At 70.3% G+C, this 17,790-nt stretch carries 11 protein-coding genes; 4 read left to right on the forward strand and 7 right to left on the reverse strand.

All coding sequences use genetic code 11. The features are described from left to right. Positions 1-70 precede the first annotated feature (70 nt). The 4 genes from kynA (at position 71) to LXT13_RS12360 (ending at position 5,054) form a co-directional block, all read left to right on the forward strand. Positions 71-898, forward strand: coding sequence for a tryptophan 2,3-dioxygenase (gene kynA, locus LXT13_RS12345; protein WP_233372229.1), 828 nt, complete (start codon positions 71-73; stop codon positions 896-898). 124 nt (positions 899-1,022) lie between these two features. Further along, complete coding sequence (locus tag LXT13_RS12350) at positions 1,023-2,234, forward strand: NAD(P)H-dependent flavin oxidoreductase (protein ID WP_233372230.1); 1,212 nt, start codon at positions 1,023-1,025, stop codon at positions 2,232-2,234. Between the two features lie 79 nt (positions 2,235-2,313). Beyond that, entirely contained in the window at positions 2,314-4,125 is a 1,812-nt protein-coding gene (locus LXT13_RS12355; RefSeq protein WP_233372231.1) for an aminopeptidase P family protein, read from the forward strand. Beyond that, entirely contained in the window at positions 4,122-5,054 is a 933-nt protein-coding gene (locus LXT13_RS12360) for a DUF3616 domain-containing protein (protein ID WP_233372232.1), read from the forward strand. Before LXT13_RS12355 ends, LXT13_RS12360 begins: the two co-directional genes overlap by 4 nt. Here the strand turns inward: LXT13_RS12360 and LXT13_RS12365 are convergent. From LXT13_RS12365 to LXT13_RS12395, 7 genes are all read right to left on the reverse strand, one after another. Beyond that, positions 5,044-6,225: an MFS transporter gene (locus LXT13_RS12365; RefSeq protein ID WP_233372233.1), complete on the reverse strand. Its 1,182-nt coding sequence runs from the start codon at positions 6,223-6,225 to the stop codon at positions 5,044-5,046. The genes LXT13_RS12360 and LXT13_RS12365 overlap by 11 nt on opposite strands. Next, a complete protein-coding gene (locus LXT13_RS12370) occupies positions 6,222-7,046 on the reverse strand; it encodes an efflux RND transporter periplasmic adaptor subunit (protein ID WP_233372234.1) in 825 nt (274 codons plus the stop codon). The genes LXT13_RS12365 and LXT13_RS12370 overlap by 4 nt, the downstream gene beginning before the upstream one ends. Next, on the reverse strand, positions 7,043-9,031 hold the full coding sequence (locus tag LXT13_RS12375; protein ID WP_233372235.1) for a preprotein translocase subunit SecA: 1,989 nt from the start codon (positions 9,029-9,031) through the stop codon (positions 7,043-7,045). The genes LXT13_RS12370 and LXT13_RS12375 overlap by 4 nt, the downstream gene beginning before the upstream one ends. 95 nt (positions 9,032-9,126) lie before the next feature. After that, positions 9,127-11,301: a PqqD family peptide modification chaperone gene (locus LXT13_RS12380; RefSeq protein ID WP_233372236.1), complete on the reverse strand. Its 2,175-nt coding sequence runs from the start codon at positions 11,299-11,301 to the stop codon at positions 9,127-9,129. After that, on the reverse strand, positions 11,289-13,130 hold the full coding sequence (locus LXT13_RS12385; protein WP_233372237.1) for an RND family efflux transporter: 1,842 nt from the start codon (positions 13,128-13,130) through the stop codon (positions 11,289-11,291). The genes LXT13_RS12380 and LXT13_RS12385 overlap by 13 nt, the downstream gene beginning before the upstream one ends. Before the next feature lie 73 nt (positions 13,131-13,203). Next, positions 13,204-13,785 carry a hypothetical protein gene (locus tag LXT13_RS12390; RefSeq protein ID WP_233372238.1) on the reverse strand — a complete coding sequence of 194 codons (582 nt, stop codon included), beginning with the start codon at positions 13,783-13,785 and terminating at the stop codon, positions 13,204-13,206. Between the two features lie 26 nt (positions 13,786-13,811). Continuing rightward, on the reverse strand, positions 13,812-17,790 hold a 3,979-nt coding region (locus LXT13_RS12395; protein ID WP_233372239.1), incomplete at its 5' end, for an Ig-like domain-containing protein.

The raw sequence follows: 17,790 nt of genomic DNA on the forward strand, positions 1-17,790 counted from the left end.
AGCGCTGCCAGCGGCCCGGCACAGCCGGTTCCACGGCAGCCGCCTGGAAAGACATCATGCTTTGCCATTCATGACCACGACCGGATTCCACGGCGCCCAGCTCGACTTCTCGAAGGACATGAGCTACGGCGACTACCTGCAGCTCGACAAGATCCTGGCCGCGCAGACGCCGCTGTCGCCCGACCACAACGAGATGCTGTTCATCGTGCAGCACCAGACGTCCGAGTTGTGGATGAAGCTGATGCTGCACGAGCTGCAGGCCGCCGTCGCGCATGTCGCGACCGACCGGCTGCCCGAAGCCTTCAAGATGCTGGCGCGCGTGTCGCGCATCATGGAGCAGCTCGTCCACGCCTGGGACGTGCTGGCGACGATGACGCCGCCCGAGTACAGCGCCATCCGACCCTACCTCGCCAAGAGCAGCGGCTTCCAGAGCGCGCAGTACCGCCGCATCGAGTTCATGCTGGGCAACAAGAACGCCGCCATGCTCAAGCCTCACGAGCACAGGCCCGAACTGCTGGCCGAGGTGCGCGCGGCCTACGACGCACCGTCGCTGTACGACCAGGTGCTGCAGCTGATGGCCCGCCGCGGCATCGCCGTGCCGGCGGCACACCTGAGCCGCGACTGGACGCAGCCCCATGCAGCCGACGATGGCGTCAAGGCCGCCTGGCTCACCGTCTACCGCGATCCGCAGGCGCATTGGGACCTCTACCAGATGGGCGAGGAGCTGGTGGACCTGGAAGACGCCTTCCGCCTCTGGCGCTTCCGCCATGTGACGACGGTGGAGCGCGTCATCGGCTTCAAGCGCGGCACAGGCGGCACCGGCGGCGTCAGCTACCTGCGCAAGATGCTCGACGTGGTGCTGTTCCCGGAGCTCTGGAGCCTGCGGACCGAGCTGTAGGCCTCGGACAGGGGGCTCGGTTGGGCGCGGCGCACCAGATTGCGCTGTCGATGACCTGGGTCAAAGCGGCAGGCGTGGCGCACCTCTAGGCTGCGGTGTTGCTGCTCCGTCACCCAGTCCGCCGATGAACCCCTTCCCGCACGTCTCCCAAGAACTCGGCGCCCTGCTGGCGCGATCCGGCCTCAAGCCGCTGACGCTGGGCGGGCGCGAACTGCTGCCCATCGTCCAGGGCGGCATGGGCGTCGGCATCAGTGCCCAGCGCCTGGCCGGCACCGTCGCCGCGGCCGGCGGCATGGGTACGCTGAGCTCGGTGGACCTGCGCCATCACCACCCCGACCTCGTCGAGGCCACGCGCGACTGCAAGGCCGGCCCCGGGGCCAAGGCCCGCATCGAGGCCGCCAACCTGGAGGCGCTGGAGCGCGAGATCGCCGGTGCCCGCGAACGCTCGCAGGGCCGCGGCCTCGTGGCGCTGAACATCATGCGGGCCGTCAGTGCCTATGCCGACTCGGTCAAGCGCGCGCTGTCCGCCGGCATCGACGCCCTCGTCGTCGGCGCCGGCCTGCCGCTGGACCTGCCAGACCTCGCGCAGGACCATCCCCATACGCTGCTCATCCCCATCCTCAGCGACGCGCGCGGCGTGCAGCTCATCGTCAAGAAATGGGAGCGCAAGAAGCGCCTTCCCGACGCCATCGTCATCGAACATCCGCGCCTGGCCGGCGGCCACCTTGGCGCCGCGCGCATCGCCGACCTGCACGACAAGCGCTTCGACTTCGACCAGGTGCTTCCCGCCTGCCGCGAGTTCTTCAAGCAGGCCGGCCTGGAACGCGACATCCCGCTGATCGCCGCCGGCGGCATCCGCAGCTTCGAGGACATTCGCCGCGTGCAGGCGCTGGGCGCCGACGGCGTGCAGCTCGGCACGCCTTTCGCCGTGACGACCGAGTGCGACGCCAACCCCGCCTTCAAGCGCGTGCTGGCCGAGGCGAGCGACGACGATATGGTGGAGTTCACCAGCGTGGCCGGCCTGCCCGCCCGTGCCGTCGCCACGCCCTGGCTGAAAAACTACCTGCGCCTGGAGCCCAAGCTGCAGGCCGCCGCGCACGTCAAGGAGCGCTGCACGAAAGCCTTCGACTGCCTGGCCCAGTGCGGCCTGCGCGATGGGCTGAAGGACTGGGGCCAGTTCTGCATCGACAACCAGCTGACAGCTGCGCTGCGCGGCGATGTGAAGAAGGGGCTGTTCTTCCGTGGCAGCGGCGCCCTGCCCTTCGGCGAGCAGATCCGCAGCGTGCGCGAGCTGCTGGAAAGGTTGCTGACACCCTGCACACCCCAAGTCGCCTGAGACGACACGCCCCTTCGCGCCGTTGGGCGAGGGGCGAAACCTAGAATGGCGGACCGCCTTCAGCACAAGGTCCGCCACCATGGACACCCGCACCTCCGACACCCGCCTGCGCATCGAGCGCCTGCGCGACGCCCTGGCCGCCCACCACGTGCACGCCGTGCTCGTGCCGTCCAGCGACCCCCATCTCTCCGAATACCTGCCCGAACGCTGGACCGGCCGTGAATGGCTGTCGGGCTTCGACGGCTCCGTCGGCAGCCTCGTCGTCACACGCGACCGCGCGGCGCTGTTCGCCGACAGCCGCTACTGGGCCCAGGCCGAGGCGCAGTTGGCCGGCAGTGGCATCGAGCTGGAGAAGATGCCGTCCGGCGCGTCGACGCAGTACATCGACTGGATCGCGCGCACGCTGAAGCCCGGTGAGGCACTGGCCGTCGACGGTCAGGTGCTGGGCCTGTCCCTCGCCAAGGCGCTGCGCAGCGCGCTGCAGCGCGCCAACGTGCAGCTGCGCACCGACCTCGACCTCATGCAGGACGCCTGGGACGACCGCCCCGGCCTGCCGCAAGCGCCGGTCTACGAGCACGCCGCGCCCCACGGCGTCGTGGCCCGCGCTGACAAGCTCGCCCGCGTGCGCGCCGCGATGACCCAGGCCGGCGCGACGCACCACCTCGTGTCCACCGTCGACGACGTGGCCTGGCTGCTGGGCCTGCGCGGCAGCGATGTGCAGTGCAACCCCGTCTTCATCGCCCACCTGCTGCTCGACCTGGCTGGCGGCCGACTGTTCATTGCCGACGGCAAGATCCCCGCCGACGTGGCCGCGCGCCTGGCCGCCGACGGCATCCGGCTCGCACCCTACGATCAGGCCGCCACCGCGTTGGCCGCACTGCCGGCCGATGCGCGGCTGCTGGTGGACCCGCGCCGCGTGACGCTGGGCCTGCGTGAGGCCGTGCCGGCCTCTGTGCCCGTCGTCGAGCAGATCAACCCGAGCACACTGCTGAAGAGCCGCAAGACCGCCGACGAGGTCGCCTTCATCCGCGAGACGATGGCGCAGGACGGCGCGGCGATGTGCGAGTTCTATGCCGAGTTCGAAGCCTCCCTGGCGCGCGGCGAGCGCTGGAGCGAGCTGGACATCGACACCCGGCTGACCGCCGCCCGGCGCCGCCGCCCCGGCTTCGTGGGCCTGAGCTTCTCCACGATCGCCGGCTTCAATGCCAACGGCGCGCTGCCCCACTACCGCGCTACGCCGGCGTCGCACGCTCAGATCGAGGGGGACGGCCTGCTGCTCCTCGATTCCGGCGGCCAGTACGTCGGCGGCACGACCGACATCACACGGGTGTGGCCCATCGGCACCGTCAACGCGCAGCAGAAGCGCGACTACACGCTGGTGCTCAAGGGCACGCTGGCGCTGTCGCGCACGCGCTTTCCGCGCGGCACGCTGAGCCCGATGCTGGACGCCATCGCCCGCGCGCCGCTGTGGCAGCACGGCCTGGACTATGGCCACGGCACGGGACATGGCGTGGGCTATTTCCTCAACGTGCACGAGGGCCCGCAGAGCATCAGCAAGGCCATCGCCGAGCCGGCCATGGCGATGGAGCCCGGCATGATCACGTCCATCGAGCCGGGCCTGTACCGGCCGGGCCAGTGGGGCGTGCGCATCGAGAACCTCGTGCTGAACGTGCCGGTCGAGACGCCCGAGCGCAATGCGTTCGGCGAGATGCTGGAGTTCGAGACGTTGACGCTGTGCCCCATCGACACGCGCTGCATCGACCGTGGGCTGTTGCGCGAGGATGAGGTCAGCTGGCTGAACGCCTACCACGCCACCGTGCGCGAGCGGCTGCTGCCGCTGGTGGACGGCGCCGCGCGCGACTGGCTGCTGGCGCGCACCGAGCCGCTGTGAAGCCGCTGGCTGCGCTGCTGCTCGCAGCCAGCGCGGCGGCCAGCGCGGCAGGCGTCCAGCCCCGCTACGAGGGCCTGTGCGACGCCTCGGCCGGCATGGCGCTGGACGAGGCGCATTTCATCGTCGCCGATGACGAGCGCAACGTGCTGACCGTCTACCGGTACGGCGAGCCGCGCGCCCTGCGCGAAGTGGCACTTGACAAGTTCCTGGGTACGAAGAAGGAGGCCGACCTCGAAGGCGCCGCGCAGCGTGGCGACCGGATCTACTGGATCGGCTCCCATGCCCGCAACAGCGACGGCAAGGTCCGCGAGGACCGCCACCGTTTCTTCGCGACCGACGTACGCAGCGCTACCGTCGAGCCGGTCGGCCAGCCCTACAAGGCCTTGCTGGACGACCTGCTCGCGTCCCCGGCATTGGCGGGCCTGAACCTGGCGAGCGCTGCGCAACGCGCGGCGGAAGCCGATGGCGGCTTCAACATCGAAGGCCTGGCGACGGCTGCAGACGGCAGCCTGCTGATCGGCCTGCGCAACCCGGTTCCATACGGTCGGGCGTTGCTGATCCCGCTGTTGAACCCTGCCGAGCTGATCGACGGACGCGGGCCGGCGCGCTTCGGCCCGCCGATCCGGCTGGACCTCGGAGGCCGCGGCGTGCGCTCGATCGAGCGCGTCGGCACCGGCTACGTCATCGCCGCCGGCCCGCCCGCAGACCACGGCACGTTCGCGCTCTTCCGCTGGAGCGGCCGCCCGCAAGACCCGGCCACGCGCTGGCCGGCGGACCTGGGCACACTGCGTCCGGAGGCCCTCTTCGCCTGGCCGGATGGCCATCTGACGCTGCTCAGCGACGACGGCGGCCTGCCGGTCAGCAAGAAGCCTTGCAAGGCGGCCGACCGCAGCAAGCGGGGGTTTCGCGCGCTGGACCTCAAGCCTTGACCGGCGCAGCCGGATAGCGCCACACCAGCACGGCACTCGTCGCCAGCATCGACAGCAGGGTGCCGAACAACGGCACGGCGCTGTCCGCATGTCCCATGAACGGCGCCACCAGCTGTGTGCCAAGCGAACCCGAGCCCAGCAGCAGCAGGATGAGCATCGCCGTCGCGCGCCCCATCTGCGCAGTCGGCAGCGCAATGGCATCGCCAAAGGTGGCCGGCCCGCGCAGGGCCAGTGCGCCGCAGAAGCTGGACCAGTAAGCCGCCAGCGCGACAAAGGGCAATTGCTGCCAGACCAGGGCGCCCAGCAGCGCCAGCCCGCAGGCAACCAGCTGCACGGCACTGCCCACATGCACCACGCGGGCGTGGCCCCATCGTGCAGCCAGGCGGCCCGACTGGGACGCTCCGGCCATGAACGACGTCACGCCGATGATCTGCAACAACGCGAAGGCATCTGTGCCCAGATCCAGCGTGTTCCGCAACAACTGAGGCGCGCTCGACAGGAAGGTCAGCAACGCGCCGATGCACAGCGCGTGCGACAACGCCAGCCGCAGAAAGCGAGGCTGGCGCAAGATGCCCAGGTAGCCGGCGCGCTCGGCTAGGTCCAGGCCGGGCAGCTGGCGCGGTGCGATCTTCACCACCCACGGCAGCACCAGCAAAGGCAGCGCGGCGAGCACCCAGAACGTGCCGCGCCAATCCACCACGCGCAGCATCAGCGTGCCCAGCACGGGCCCGGCGGCGGGCACGATGGCCTCGACCATGGCGATGGCAGCAATGCCCCGCACGACGTCCGCGTCCGGCAGCGTGGCGCGCACGACGCTGGGCGCCACCACCGTGGCCGCCGCTGCGGCCACACCCTGCAGCAGGCGCAGCGCGAGCAGCAGCTCGATGCCCGGCGCGACCGCGCAGCCCAGGCTCGTGAGCGCCAGCAGTCCCAGCCCCACCTGCAGGCAACGGCACGGCCCCAGGCGGTTGAGCAGCTCTGCCCACAGCACCTGCGCGCCGGCCAGCCCGGCGAGGTAGATGGCAAGCGTCGCCTGCGCCAGCGGCACGGAGATGCCCAGACTCGCCTGCAGCGCCGGAACGGCGGGCAGATACAGGTCCATCGTGGCCATGCCGACGCCGGTCACGATGGCCAGCGGCAGGATGGCGCGGACGGACGCCGCGCCGCTCAAAGGAAGCGCACCTTGCAGCGCACGCCGGCCGGGATCTCGCCGTTCGGGTTGGGCAGCTCCAGCCGCACGCCGAACGACCCGCTGGCCGAGTCCATCACGCGGTCGACGACCTTGATCTGCGCCTGCCAGCGGCCTTGCAGCGGCGCCTCGGGCGTGATCTCGGCCGCGCGGCCGGCCTTGATCTGACCCAGCAGCGACACAGGCAGCACCACCTCCACGCGCAGCGGGTTCGTCTGCGCCATCTTCAGGATGGGCCGCGAGCCCTCGCCGGTGAAGGCCAGCTCACCGGGATGCTGCAGGCGGTCCGTCACGATGCCGCTGAACGGTGCCTTCAGCGCCCGCTGCTTGAGCACTGCGTCGAGCCGGCGCGCTTCGATGCCGGCCAGGCGCCGGTTGTCCACTGCCAGCGCAAGCTCGGCTTCGGCCACGCGCAGCTCAGCCTGCGATTCATCGCGGTCCTGCGTGCTGATGTAGTTCTGCTCGCGCAGGTCCTCGCGGCGGCGGAACTTCTCGCGCGCGTAGTCGGCGCGGGCGCGCGCCACGCGCAGTTCGGCCTCGGAGTCGGCGCGCTGCTGGGCGCCGGACAGAGCCTCCCGCTCAACACTGCCATCCAGCAGAACCAGCGTGTCGCCGGCCTTCACGGCGCTGCCGCGTTCGACGAGGATCTTGTCGATCAACGCATTCGTCGGACTGCGGATCTCGATGCGCTGGTTGGGCTCGATGAGGCAGTCGTAGCCATTGGCGGCTGCAGGCCCGGCAGGCTTGGCCGCCTGGGCGATGGCGGCGGCGGGCAGCAACAGCAGCAGGGAAGCAAGTCTCATATCTGGTTTCCGGCGAATCCGAGCAGGTTGTCGAGTTGGCGGTCGGCCTTCAGCGTGCGGCGGCGCATGGCGGCGTGCAGCCGGCCGGCGTGGCCCTGAGCGCTGCGGCGCAGCAGTTCCAGCGCCCAGGTGGGCAGCTCGTCGCGGCCGGCGAACAGGCGGCCCAGCAGCGCCTGCAGCGTGGCGGCGTGGGCAGTGAAGATCTCGTCGTCCAGCGCCACGATGGCCAGCGCCACGCCGGGGTCGCCCTGGCGCGCGCCGCGGCCCACGAGCTGGCGGTCGATGCGGGCGGAGTCGTGGAACTCGGTCAGCAGCACGGCCAGGCCGCCCTTGTCGCGCACGTCGTCGCCAAGGTGGATGTCGGTGCCGCGGCCGGCCATGTTGGTGGCCACCGTGACCGCGCCGGCCTCACCCGCGGTGGCGACGATGTCGGCCTCTTCCTTGTCCTGGCGGGCGTTCAGCACGCGGTGGACGAGGCGCGGCCCCAGCTCGTCCGACAAGGCCATGGACGCTTTCACCGAGCGGGTGCCGACCAGCACCGGCCGCCCGGCTGACAGCTGGCCGGAGACGGCCTCGCGCACCGCCGCCCATTTGGCTGCCTGCGTGCGCAAGAGCCGCGGCGGTTGCGTGACACGCTGGTCGGGCTTGTGGGTGGGCAGCCTGACGACGTCCAGCCGGTAGACCTGGTTCAGCTCCGCCGCCACCTCGGCGGCCGTGCCGGTCATGCCCGCCAGGCGCAGGTAGCGGCAAAAGAAGCGTTGGAAAGTGATGCGCGCGAGCGTGCGCGCGGGTTCTGTGAGGTCCAGGCCTTCCTTGGCCTCGATCATCTGGTGCAGGCCTCCTTCCCAGCTGCGGCCTTCCAGCACGCGGCCGGTGTATTCGTCGACGATCTGCACGGTGCCGTCGATGACGACGTAGTGCTGGTCGCGATGGAACAGGTGCAGCGCGCGCAACGCCTGGCCCACGAGGTGCTCGCGGCCGCGCGCCACGCCCCAGATGCCGCCGAGACCCTCGGCCGCCTCGCGCACAGCGGGCAGACCAGCCGCCTCGAAGTGCAGGCTGTGGCGGGCGGCGTCGATGCCGAAATGCTCGCCGAGCCTGAGCTGTGCGGCGATCGCCAGCGCCTGGTGGTAGTCGGTCGCGTCGGGCGGCTCGCCCTGCTTCTCGGACAGGATCAGCGGCGTGCGGGCCTCGTCGATGAGGATGGAGTCGGCCTCATCGACGATGGCGAAGTGCAGGCCGCGCAGCAACAGCGGCTGGGGCAGCTGGCCGTGCAGCAGCCTCGCCTGCATTTGCGCGGGGCTGACGCGGCCTCCGGCCGAGACGCGGTCGCGCAGGTAGTCGAAGACAAGGCTCTGGTTGGTGCAGTAGGTGATGGGACGCTGGTAGGCCACGCGCTTGGCCTCGTGCTCCAGCGTCGCCCATACGACGCCGGCCGTCATACCGAAGAAGCCGAACAGCGGCTGCATCAGCTCGGCGTCGCGGCGGGCGAGGTAGTCGTTGACGGTGACCACGTGGGTCGGCAGGCCGGCGGCGCCGGCAATGGCCGCGGCGAGGCCGGCGGTGAGGGTCTTGCCCTCGCCGGTCTGCATCTCGGCCAGCCGCCCTTCGAGCAGGACGGCGGCGCCCATGAGCTGCGTGTCGAAGGGCCGCTTGCCCAGGCTGCGGCGGGCACCTTCGCGCACCAGCGCCATCACCTCGGCCAGGCCCTGCGCCCTGCCCGCCTGCACCGCAGTCGGGGCAGCCTTGAAGAGGCGACGGCGCAATTCGTCGTCGGTCTGCTGCTGGAGCTCGGCTTCGAGTTGGCCGGCTTGCTCGGCCATCTTGCGCAGCGCGGGCACGGCGGGAATGAGGCGGCGCTTGAGGCGCCACAGGACGCCGCGGGCGAAGCGGTCGTGGGCGGGTTCGTCGGCGTCACGCCGCTCGGGGAAGACGCCGTGGGCGAGGGACTCGCCGATGTCGAGAGGAAGGGTCGCTGCGCTCATAGGTTGTGCTCAGCAGCAATGCTTGGCCTGATGCCGAAGCCCAAGCTGGGATTTCGCGCCCGCAGCGCACCCGGCGCGAAGCCACAGCACCCCGGTCATAGCTGGAAATGGGACAGGAACAGCCGCCTCAACCCCTGCCAAGCCCTCACCGCCACCGGCTCGGACTCATGCTCCAGCCTCACCATCACCCGTGCGCCGATCTGCCGGTACGGCATGTCCAGCCCCAGCACGAGTTCATGCTCGAACAAGGTCTGCAAGGCCTGCGTGCCCTTCGGGTCGTGCGGGTCCAGCGCGATGTCGCCGCCGGCCGCCGTACCCAGCGCAGGGCTGGGCAGATCTCGCGCCGCCGCCGGCACGCTGCGCGCGAGCCTGGCCTCGTAGCTCAAGCCCGGCTGCTGCGGCAGCCGCACCTCGATCGCCCTCACCGCCGCGCTCTGCCACTGCGGCAACACGACGCGAACGCGCGGCGGCTCGGCGGTATCGACATGGCCCAGCACCTCGCCGCGCTTGAAGAACCTGCCGGGCAGGTCGTCCGGCCGCGTCAGCAGCAGCATGCCAGCCACCTCGGCGCGCACGACGAGCTTGGCCGCCTCGTCCTCCAGCGACGCCAACGCCGCCTGCTCGCGGCGGACCTCTTCGGACAGCAGCGCCGCCCGGGCCGGCGCGATCCCGATGACGCCGAACGCCGCTTCGTACTTGGCCTGGGCCAGTTCGAGCCTCCCGCGCTGCTCAGCCACCCGGGCGTCGAGAGCCGGGTCAACCAACTGGGCCACGGCCTCGCCCTCCAGCACCACCTCGCCCGGCCGCGCCAGCAGCTTCGAGAAGAAACCCGCTCCCTGCGCCCGCAGTACTGCGTTGTCGCTGGGCCAGACGACGCCGGTCGCCACCGAGTGATGCGGCATCGGGATGATGAAAAGCAGCAGCGCCAGCACGCCGCCCGACACCCACAGCACGCGCCGCACCCGGTGCGCCTGCGGCTCCAGCGCCGGGTCGCCGGCGAGCTTCCTGAGCCCACGGAACCAGGGCAGCAGCGCGCTCGCGACGAGGCCCCACGCTGCGATCAGCACGCCGACGAAGAAGTAGCGGCTTGCGATGAACACCGCGATGCTGAACATGACGAACAGCCGGTACGCCAGCGCCAGCGGTGCATAGACGAGGAACCAGCGGCGCTCGCCCTTCGTGGATGGCGGCGGCTCGGCCTGGTGCTGGCCGAACAGGTGGTAGCGCAGCAGCCAGGCCCAGTAGTCGGTCGAGCGCTGGCCGAGGTTGGGACTCTCGATGGCGTCCGCAAAGATGTAGTAGCCGTCGTAGCGCAGCAGCGGGTTGGCGTTGAACATCAGCGTCGTCACGCTCGCCAGCACGATGACGTTGAACGCCAGCGACCGCGCGAAGCCCGGCTCCAGCGCCAGCCACAGGTAGAAGGCGAGCGCGGCGATGAACAGCTCGGTCAGCATGCCGGCAGCGCCGACGAGCATGCGCGGCCAGCGGCTCTCGAAGGCGGCGGAGCTGCTGGCGTCCACGTACGGGACGGGGAAGAACACGAGCAGCATGACGCCCATCTCGTGCACCTCGCCGCCAAAGCGCTTGGCGGCGAGCCCGTGGCCGACCTCGTGCGCCGTCTTCAGCAGCGGGAACAGGATGGCCAGCAGCACGAGGTTGTCGACCGCCAGGAGCCGCTCGTTGATATTGCCGGTGAGCTCGCTCCAATGGCTGGGGGCCAGCAGCACCGCCGGCAGCACGACCGCCAGCCACAGCGCGACACCGGCCCAGCCCTTCAGCGGGCCGAGCGCGGCGACGACGCGACCGAGCCAGGCGTCCGGGTCCACCAGCGGGAAGCGCAGCGACACCGGGTTGGCAAAGCGCTGCAACAGCTTGCTGCGCCTCTGCTTGCCCCCGCGCTCGAACAGCTCGGCCACGTCCGGCGTCACGTCGCACTGGATCAAGTCGGCGGCATAGAGCTGGCCGAAAAGCTGCACCAGCTCGTCCTGGCTGGGCGTGTGCTCGTCCATAGCGGCGCTGAGCCGGTCCCAGACCTGCTGCAGCGTCCGGTCGCCATCCAGCAGGCCGATGACCCGGTAGCTGCTGGGGTTGAAGCGGTGGTACTTGCCGGCGACGCGGTCTTCCACCACGTACCAGATCTCGCCGCGGTAGACGTGGCGGTGGATGCGCACGTGACCACGCAGGCGGGGCTTGAGCGTCGCAACGCGGTACCAATTGGCAGAGAACAGCGCGTCGCCCAGAGGCCGCGCCGGCGCGCTCACGGCGTCCATTGCCACAGGGCCAGCTTGACCCAGTCGGTGAAGCGATGGGTCCACACCCACAACAGGCTGCGCTCGCCCACCGCGACCTTGGCCACGCCCTCCATGTTGGGCTTGAGCTTGACGCCTTCCTGCCCTTCCAGCTCGGCTTCGGCGCGGAAGTAGTTGCGGCCCTCCTCCACCACCGACACCGGCGTGACGGACTTCAGCTTGAAGTGCCAGCGCTGGCCCGGCGCACCGGTCAGCACGAGTTCACCGCCCTGCCCGGGCTGCACGCGTGCGATGTCACGCTCGTCGACCTTCAGCATCACGCGCCAACTCGCCAGCGGAGCCAGCTCGAACAGCGTCTTGCCCATCTCCACCGGCGCGCCGAGCTGCTGGGACAGGTCGCCTTTGACGACGACCGCGTCGAACGGCGCCGTCAGCGCCACGCGGGACAGCTTCGACAGCGCCAGGTCCAGCTGGGCGCGGGCCTGGTTGGCCTGCGCGGCAGACAGGCGCTGGTTGACCCGGTCGGCCTGGGCCATGGCCTCGCGCTCCTTGCGCAGGGCCATTTCCAGCTCGGTCTCCCAGCGCACCTTTTCCAGTTGCAGGTCACGATCGTCCATGCGCGCCAGCACCTGGCCCGCCTTGACGGTGTCGCCGGCGCGAGCCGGCGCCTCGCGCAGGAACCCATCGAACGGCGCAACCGCGGCCCGCTGCACGGCACCCTCGACGATGGCGGGGGCGGACACCCGATGCTCGACGGGCACGAGCGCCGCGATGACGAGGCACAGGGCCAGCACACCAGCCCCCAGCTTGAGGCCCGGGTGGGATGCATCCGTCAGCCGTGCCGCCGCATGGCGCAGGCTGCGGCGGGTGTGGTGCGCGAGGCCTTCGTCGCGCGCATGCTTGTGCTCCAACACGGGTGCGAGCACGCCAGCCAGCAGTTCCATGCCCTTCAGTTCAGCCGGCTGGAAGACCGTGTTGCGCTCGAACAGCAGCACAGCGAACGGCGGGGCGGCGCCGATGGCCAGCGGCTGAGAGGCCAGCGCGAGGCTGCCCGAGTCGGTCGCGTAGCGGCCATGAGCCATGCGCAGCGTGTGCAGGTCCGGCAATTCCGGATCTTCGGGCCAGATAACCTGGCGCCGCTGGTCGAACGCCTCGGTCATCGCCGCACGCGCGAGTGCCGTGAGGTTGGCGCGCTCGTCGAACCAGGCCGAATGCGACACGGCCGCCGTCTCCAGCGCCGCGCCACTGGCCAGCGCCAGCTGCACCTGGTGGCAGCCGAAGCGTGCGGCCAACTTGTTGACAAGCGTGAGGCCGGCCTGCCGGAAATCAGGCTCGGCCAACGCCGCCAGCGAGACCTCGAACAGGAAGGCCGATTCATCGAGCCGCTGGCGGGCCTGCACCAGCTCGCGCTGCGCGAACAGGTCGGCCATCCAGCCCGCACCCCAATGCGTGAGGCGGGCGGCCAGGCGCGCAGCCTCGGGGCTCGGGTCCAGCAGTTCCAGCACCACCGCGCCGTGCAACGCGTTGCCGGCCGCCAGCGGATACGCAAGCTGGACCGGATGGCCGGCATGCTGACGGCGCACGCCCTGGCGCGTGGCGAGGCATTCGCGCGCGATGTCGGCCAGCCGCTGCAGCTCGGTGCCCTCCGGCCAGGCGGCGGCAGGCACGTAAGAGCCGCCGGCGTCCTGCAACAGCAGCAGGCCCACCTGCGCGTCGGGCACGAGGCTGCACAGCACGGCCAGCCAGGCGCGGCACAGCGCCTCGGCAGACTCCGCGCCGGCGAGCGACGCCCAGGCAGCGTCTGCGCCGACGGCAGCATTGGGAGCAGGAAGGTCTTGGCGGGCGTTCATTGCAGCGTCACGTCACCATCGTGCCTGCAACCCTGCCCGCGTGCCATCCGCAGCAGCCAGGATGCGCTTGAGGTCAAGCGCGACGGCGGCGAGCCAGCAGGCCGATGACGGCCAGGCCGGCGGCCAGCATCATCGCCGGGTTGGCTTCGGGGACGGCGGAAACCGTGACGGACGAACTGCCCGCGACAACGAAGTCAGGGCCGGCAAAGCCCGGTGCGCCGAAAGCCAGCTCATAGGTCATCGCGTGCTCGCCAGCGGTCACGCCCGTGAAACCGATCTTCACGGTGTGCGAGCCTGCCGTCAGCACGGGCAGCGTCCCTGAGGTGCTCACGCCAAGGTGACCGGGAACGTTCGTGTCGATGAAGGTGACCAGGGGATCGGGGTCAAAGCCCGCAGCGATCGTGGCCCAGCTCTGCCCCAGCGCCGTCGAGATGCCGGGGTCCAACGCCAGGCCGGTCGTCGACCAGTCGAGGTTGAACGTCAGCGTTGACGGCGTGAAGTCCTCCGACACGTTAAGCGTCAGCGTCACGAACGCGCTGCCTCCGACGGTGGTGCTCCCGGGCGTGGCACTGCCATCGACGGTCAGCACCGCATGCGCCGGCGCCGCGACAGCCAGCGCCGCGGCGGCGGCCAGGATGGTGAACGAATGCTTCATTTCTTGGTTCTCCTCAGTCAGGTCTCTTAAATCGTCAGCTTCCAGTCGTTGGTGGCCGTCTGCTTGCTGCCCGCCACCCAATCATTGACCCATGTACTGCTCGGCAGCGGCGCGTTGAGTCCGAAGTCCAGGGCCCCCCCGAGCCGCACGACTGGCGCCGGCGCGGGGGCGGGAGTCGTCGCGACGCTGGCTGACGACGGACTCACCATTGGGCTGCCGGACGCGCTCGCGGCGGTATCCCCCGATTCAGTGGCAGGCAACGCAGCCATCCTGGCGTCGGCGAACTGGACCGACTGTGCCTGCGACTGCCGGGACAAATTCAGCGCCATGGCCGCATCGGTGGCCGTGATGCGGCCATCGCGATTGAGGTCGGCCACGAGCAGCGGATCGACCAGCGGGAATGCGGCAAAACCCGTGTCGCTCTTTGCGGCGACACGCTGGATCAGCGCCACGTCGCTGGTCTCCACCTTGCCATTGCCGGTCGCATCGCCTGCGACGGCGACCAGCTGGACGCCCAGGTCCGCGCGCGCCGGCTGACCATCCACGAGCAGGTCCTGCAGACGCAGCAGGCGGCTGCTGCCGGCCATGACGCCGGCCGGAACGCTGGTGCGCAGATCCACCAGGGCCCGCAGCGCGGCGTCGGGCAACGCGCTGCCGAGCGTGAGCTGCACGCCCAGACGACCGGCCACGCTGGTGTCCACGGTCATGACGCTGCCGGCCGGAGCACCGACCGCCAGGTTGACGGCGTCCACATGCAAAGCGCCCGGGTCGTAGACCAGTTGGAAGTAGACGCTGCGTGCGCCTGCGGCCTGGCTGATCTGCAGGCTCAGTGCCTGGTTGCTGCTGCCTGCCGCGGCGACGAGGTTGCCCACACCGATGACCGGGGAGCTGGCCGCCGCGACCGTGAAGCCGGCCGTGAAGTCATCACCCGTCGTGCCGTCGGCATTGCCGTCGAGCGGCTGGCCGTCGGCCAGCGCTGTGAAGCCGGTGACCCCGGACTTCAGCGTCAGGCTGTAGCTGCCAGCCGGCAACACGCCGTTGGTGACGACGTAGCGCAGGCCCTGGCCGTCGGCGTCGAAGAAGACGCTGCCGGTGACCTTGCCGGACGGGCCGCTCAGCAACAGGTCCTGAGTCGTGCCCGCGCCATAGGCGTCGATCAACGTTGCGTTGATGGCCCTATCGAACCGCAGGCTGAAGCCATCAACCTCCGGCGTGACCCGAGTGACGACGGGGCCCAACGGCGCTGCGATCGGCGCGGGGATGCCAGGCGTCGCCAGCCCCTTGCTGGCGTTGAGCACCATGGCGGCGTCCGTCGCAGTCACGCGGCCATCGCGGTTGGTGTCGACGAGGCGGGTCGGGTCGATCAACGTGTAGGCCGCAAAGCCGGTGTCACTGCGTGCGGCGACACGCTGGATCAGCGCGACGTCCGCCGTCTGCAGCGAGCGGTTGCCATCGGCGTCGCCGAGGTTGGCCACCACGTGTAGCCCGTCGTCCGCCCGCACACCGCCCGCGTTGCCGGTGACGTTCGACAGACGTAGCACCTCAGCCGCGCCATAGCTGGCGGACAGCGGCACGGTGGCCTGCACCAGCACCAGGCTGCGCAGCGCCGCGTCGGCGATGGCGCTGCCGAGCCCGACCTGCACGCGCAGTAGGCCCGGCTGGACCAGCGTGCTCGTGAGAGTGCTCCCCGCCGGCAGCCCGCTGGCCAGCGTGGCGCCGGTGACCTTCAGCAGCGCCGGGTCGAAGCCGAGGTCGAAGCTCATGGTCTGGAAACCGGCACCGCGCTCGAGCGTGATGGCAAAGGCACCCAGCGCCGGGTCGTAGCTGGCGGCCTGGCCGGGGCCGCGCGCGAATTCCTGCACCGCCAGCACGGCGCCGGTGGGTGCCGCCACCGTGAAGCTGCGCGCATAACTGTCACCGGCAACGCCATCGCCGTTGCCGTCGAGGCGCAGGCCGCCGAGGCTGACGAAGCCGTCCGCTCCAGCATTGAGCTTGACCTGGTAGCTGCCGGCCTCCAGCAGGCCGCCGGTCTTGACGAAGCTGAAGCCGCGGCCATCGGCATCGAAGACTATGCTGCCCGCCACCCTGCCCTGCACACCGTTGGTCGGGCCGGTGAACTCAACGTCCGGAACCAGCGTACCGGCGCCGTACTGCTGGATGAGGCTGGCGTCCACCGCCTGGTCGAAGCGCAGGCGGAAGCCGGTGTCGGTGGCCTGGAAGCTGGCCACATGCAGGGTCGGCAGCGCCGGCAGCACCTGCAGGTTGACGCGTGCCGTCGCCGTGCCACCCAGACCATCGCCGACGGTGTAGCCGAAGCTCGTGCTGCCGTTGAAGCCCGCCGCCGGCGTAAAGCGCACGACGCCGCCGTTGAGCGTGACCGTGCCCTGCAGGCCGGCACTGTCCAGCGCCAGCAGTCTCAGCGGGTCGCCGTCCGCATCGGCGTCGTTGCCGAGCAGGCCGGCGACAGGGATGTCCAGCGGTTGACCGGCCGGCAGCGTGAAGCTGTCTTCCGCCGCCACCGGCGCGGCATTCGTGACCGCGATCTTGACGAGGGCGGTCGACGTGGCGCCGTTGCTGTCGGCGACGGTGTAGCTGAACTGCGTGTTGCCCACGAAGCCCGCTGCAGGCGTGAAGACCAGCTTGCCGTTGGCATCGATGCTGGCGCTGCCCTGCAGGCCGGTCGTGTCGATGCCGGTCACGGCGATGGCATCGCCATCGGCGTCGCCGTCGTTGGCCAGTACACCCGGTGCGCTGATGACGAGTTGCTGGCCGGCATGGACGGTGTAGCTGTCCTGCCGCGCGGTCGGCGCTGCGTTGGTGACCGTGATCTTGACGAGCGCCGTGGCCACGCCGCCCAGGCCATCACTGACGGTGTAGCTGAACTGCGTGCTGCCGACGAAGCCGGCGGTCGGCGTGAACACCAGGCTGCCGTCGGTGGCCACGGCGGCGGTACCCTTCAGGCCGGTGATGTCGATACCGGTCACCGTGAAGGGGTGTCCGTCCGCATCGCTATCGTTGGCCAGCACGCCCGGGGCGCTGACCACCAGGGCCTGGCCTGCGTGGACGGTGTAGCTGTCGTCCTGCGCGACGAGGGCGGCGCCAGTCACCTTGATATGGACCACGGCCGTCGACGCGGCACCGTTGCTGTCGGTGATGGTGTAGCCGAACTGCGTATCACCGACGAAGCCGGCGGCCGCAATGAAAGTCAGCTTGCCGTCCGCGCCAAGCGTGGCCGTGCCCTGCAGGCCGGTGGTGTCGACGTGGGTGACGGTGAACGCATCGCCTTCCGCGTCGCTATCGTTGGCCAGCACGCCCGGCGCATTGATGACCAGTGGCAGGCCGGTATGCACCGTGTAGCTGTCATCCTTCGCGACTGGCGCCGTGTTCGTCACGGCGATCTTGACCAGCGCCGTCGCCGTGCCGCCGTTGCCGTCGGCCACGGTGTAGCTGAACTGCGTGTTGCCGGTGAAGCCCACCTTCGGCGTGAAGACCAGCTTGCCGTCCGCGCTGATGGCTGCCGTGCCTTGCAGCCCGGTCTGGTCGATGGTCGTCACGCTCAGTGCATCGCCATCGGCATCGGTGTCGTTGGCGAGCACCCCCGGGGCGTTGATCGTCAGCGTCTGGCCGGCATGGATGGTGTAGCTGTCGGCAGCGGCCACCGGGGCGGCATTGGTCACGGCGATCTTGACGAGCGCCGTGGCCGTCCCACCGTTGCCGTCGGCCACGGTGTAGCTGAACTGCGTGTTGCCGGTGAAGCCCACCTTCGGCGTGAAGACCAGCTTGCCGTCCGCGCTGATGGCTGCCGTGCCTTGCAGGCCGGTCTGGTCGATGGTCGTCACGCTCAGTGCGTCGCCATCGGCATCGGTGTCGTTGGCGAGCACACCCGGGGCGTTGATCGTCAGCGTCTGGCCGGCATGGATGGTGTAGCTGTCGGCAGCGGCCACCGGGGCGGCATTGGTCACGGCGATCTTGACGAGCGCCGTGGCCGTTCCACCGTTGCCGTCG

The organism is Pelomonas cellulosilytica (assembly GCF_021353265.1).
GTDB lineage: Bacteria > Pseudomonadota > Gammaproteobacteria > Burkholderiales > Burkholderiaceae_C > Pelomonas > Pelomonas cellulosilytica.

Coding starts and splice junctions, on each gene's coding strand:
- LXT13_RS12355 (WP_233372231.1), top strand. CDS start 2,314: ATGGACACCCGCACCTCCGACACCCGCCTGCGCATCGAGCGCCTGCGC.
- kynA (WP_233372229.1), top strand. CDS start 71: ATGACCACGACCGGATTCCACGGCGCCCAGCTCGACTTCTCGAAGGAC.
- LXT13_RS12380 (WP_233372236.1), bottom strand. CDS start 11,301: ATGGACGCCGTGAGCGCGCCGGCGCGGCCTCTGGGCGACGCGCTGTTC.
- LXT13_RS12385 (WP_233372237.1), bottom strand. CDS start 13,130: ATGAACGCCCGCCAAGACCTTCCTGCTCCCAATGCTGCCGTCGGCGCA.
- LXT13_RS12370 (WP_233372234.1), bottom strand. CDS start 7,046: ATGAGACTTGCTTCCCTGCTGCTGTTGCTGCCCGCCGCCGCCATCGCC.
- LXT13_RS12390 (WP_233372238.1), bottom strand. CDS start 13,785: ATGAAGCATTCGTTCACCATCCTGGCCGCCGCCGCGGCGCTGGCTGTC.
- LXT13_RS12350 (WP_233372230.1), top strand. CDS start 1,023: ATGAACCCCTTCCCGCACGTCTCCCAAGAACTCGGCGCCCTGCTGGCG.
- LXT13_RS12375 (WP_233372235.1), bottom strand. CDS start 9,031: ATGAGCGCAGCGACCCTTCCTCTCGACATCGGCGAGTCCCTCGCCCAC.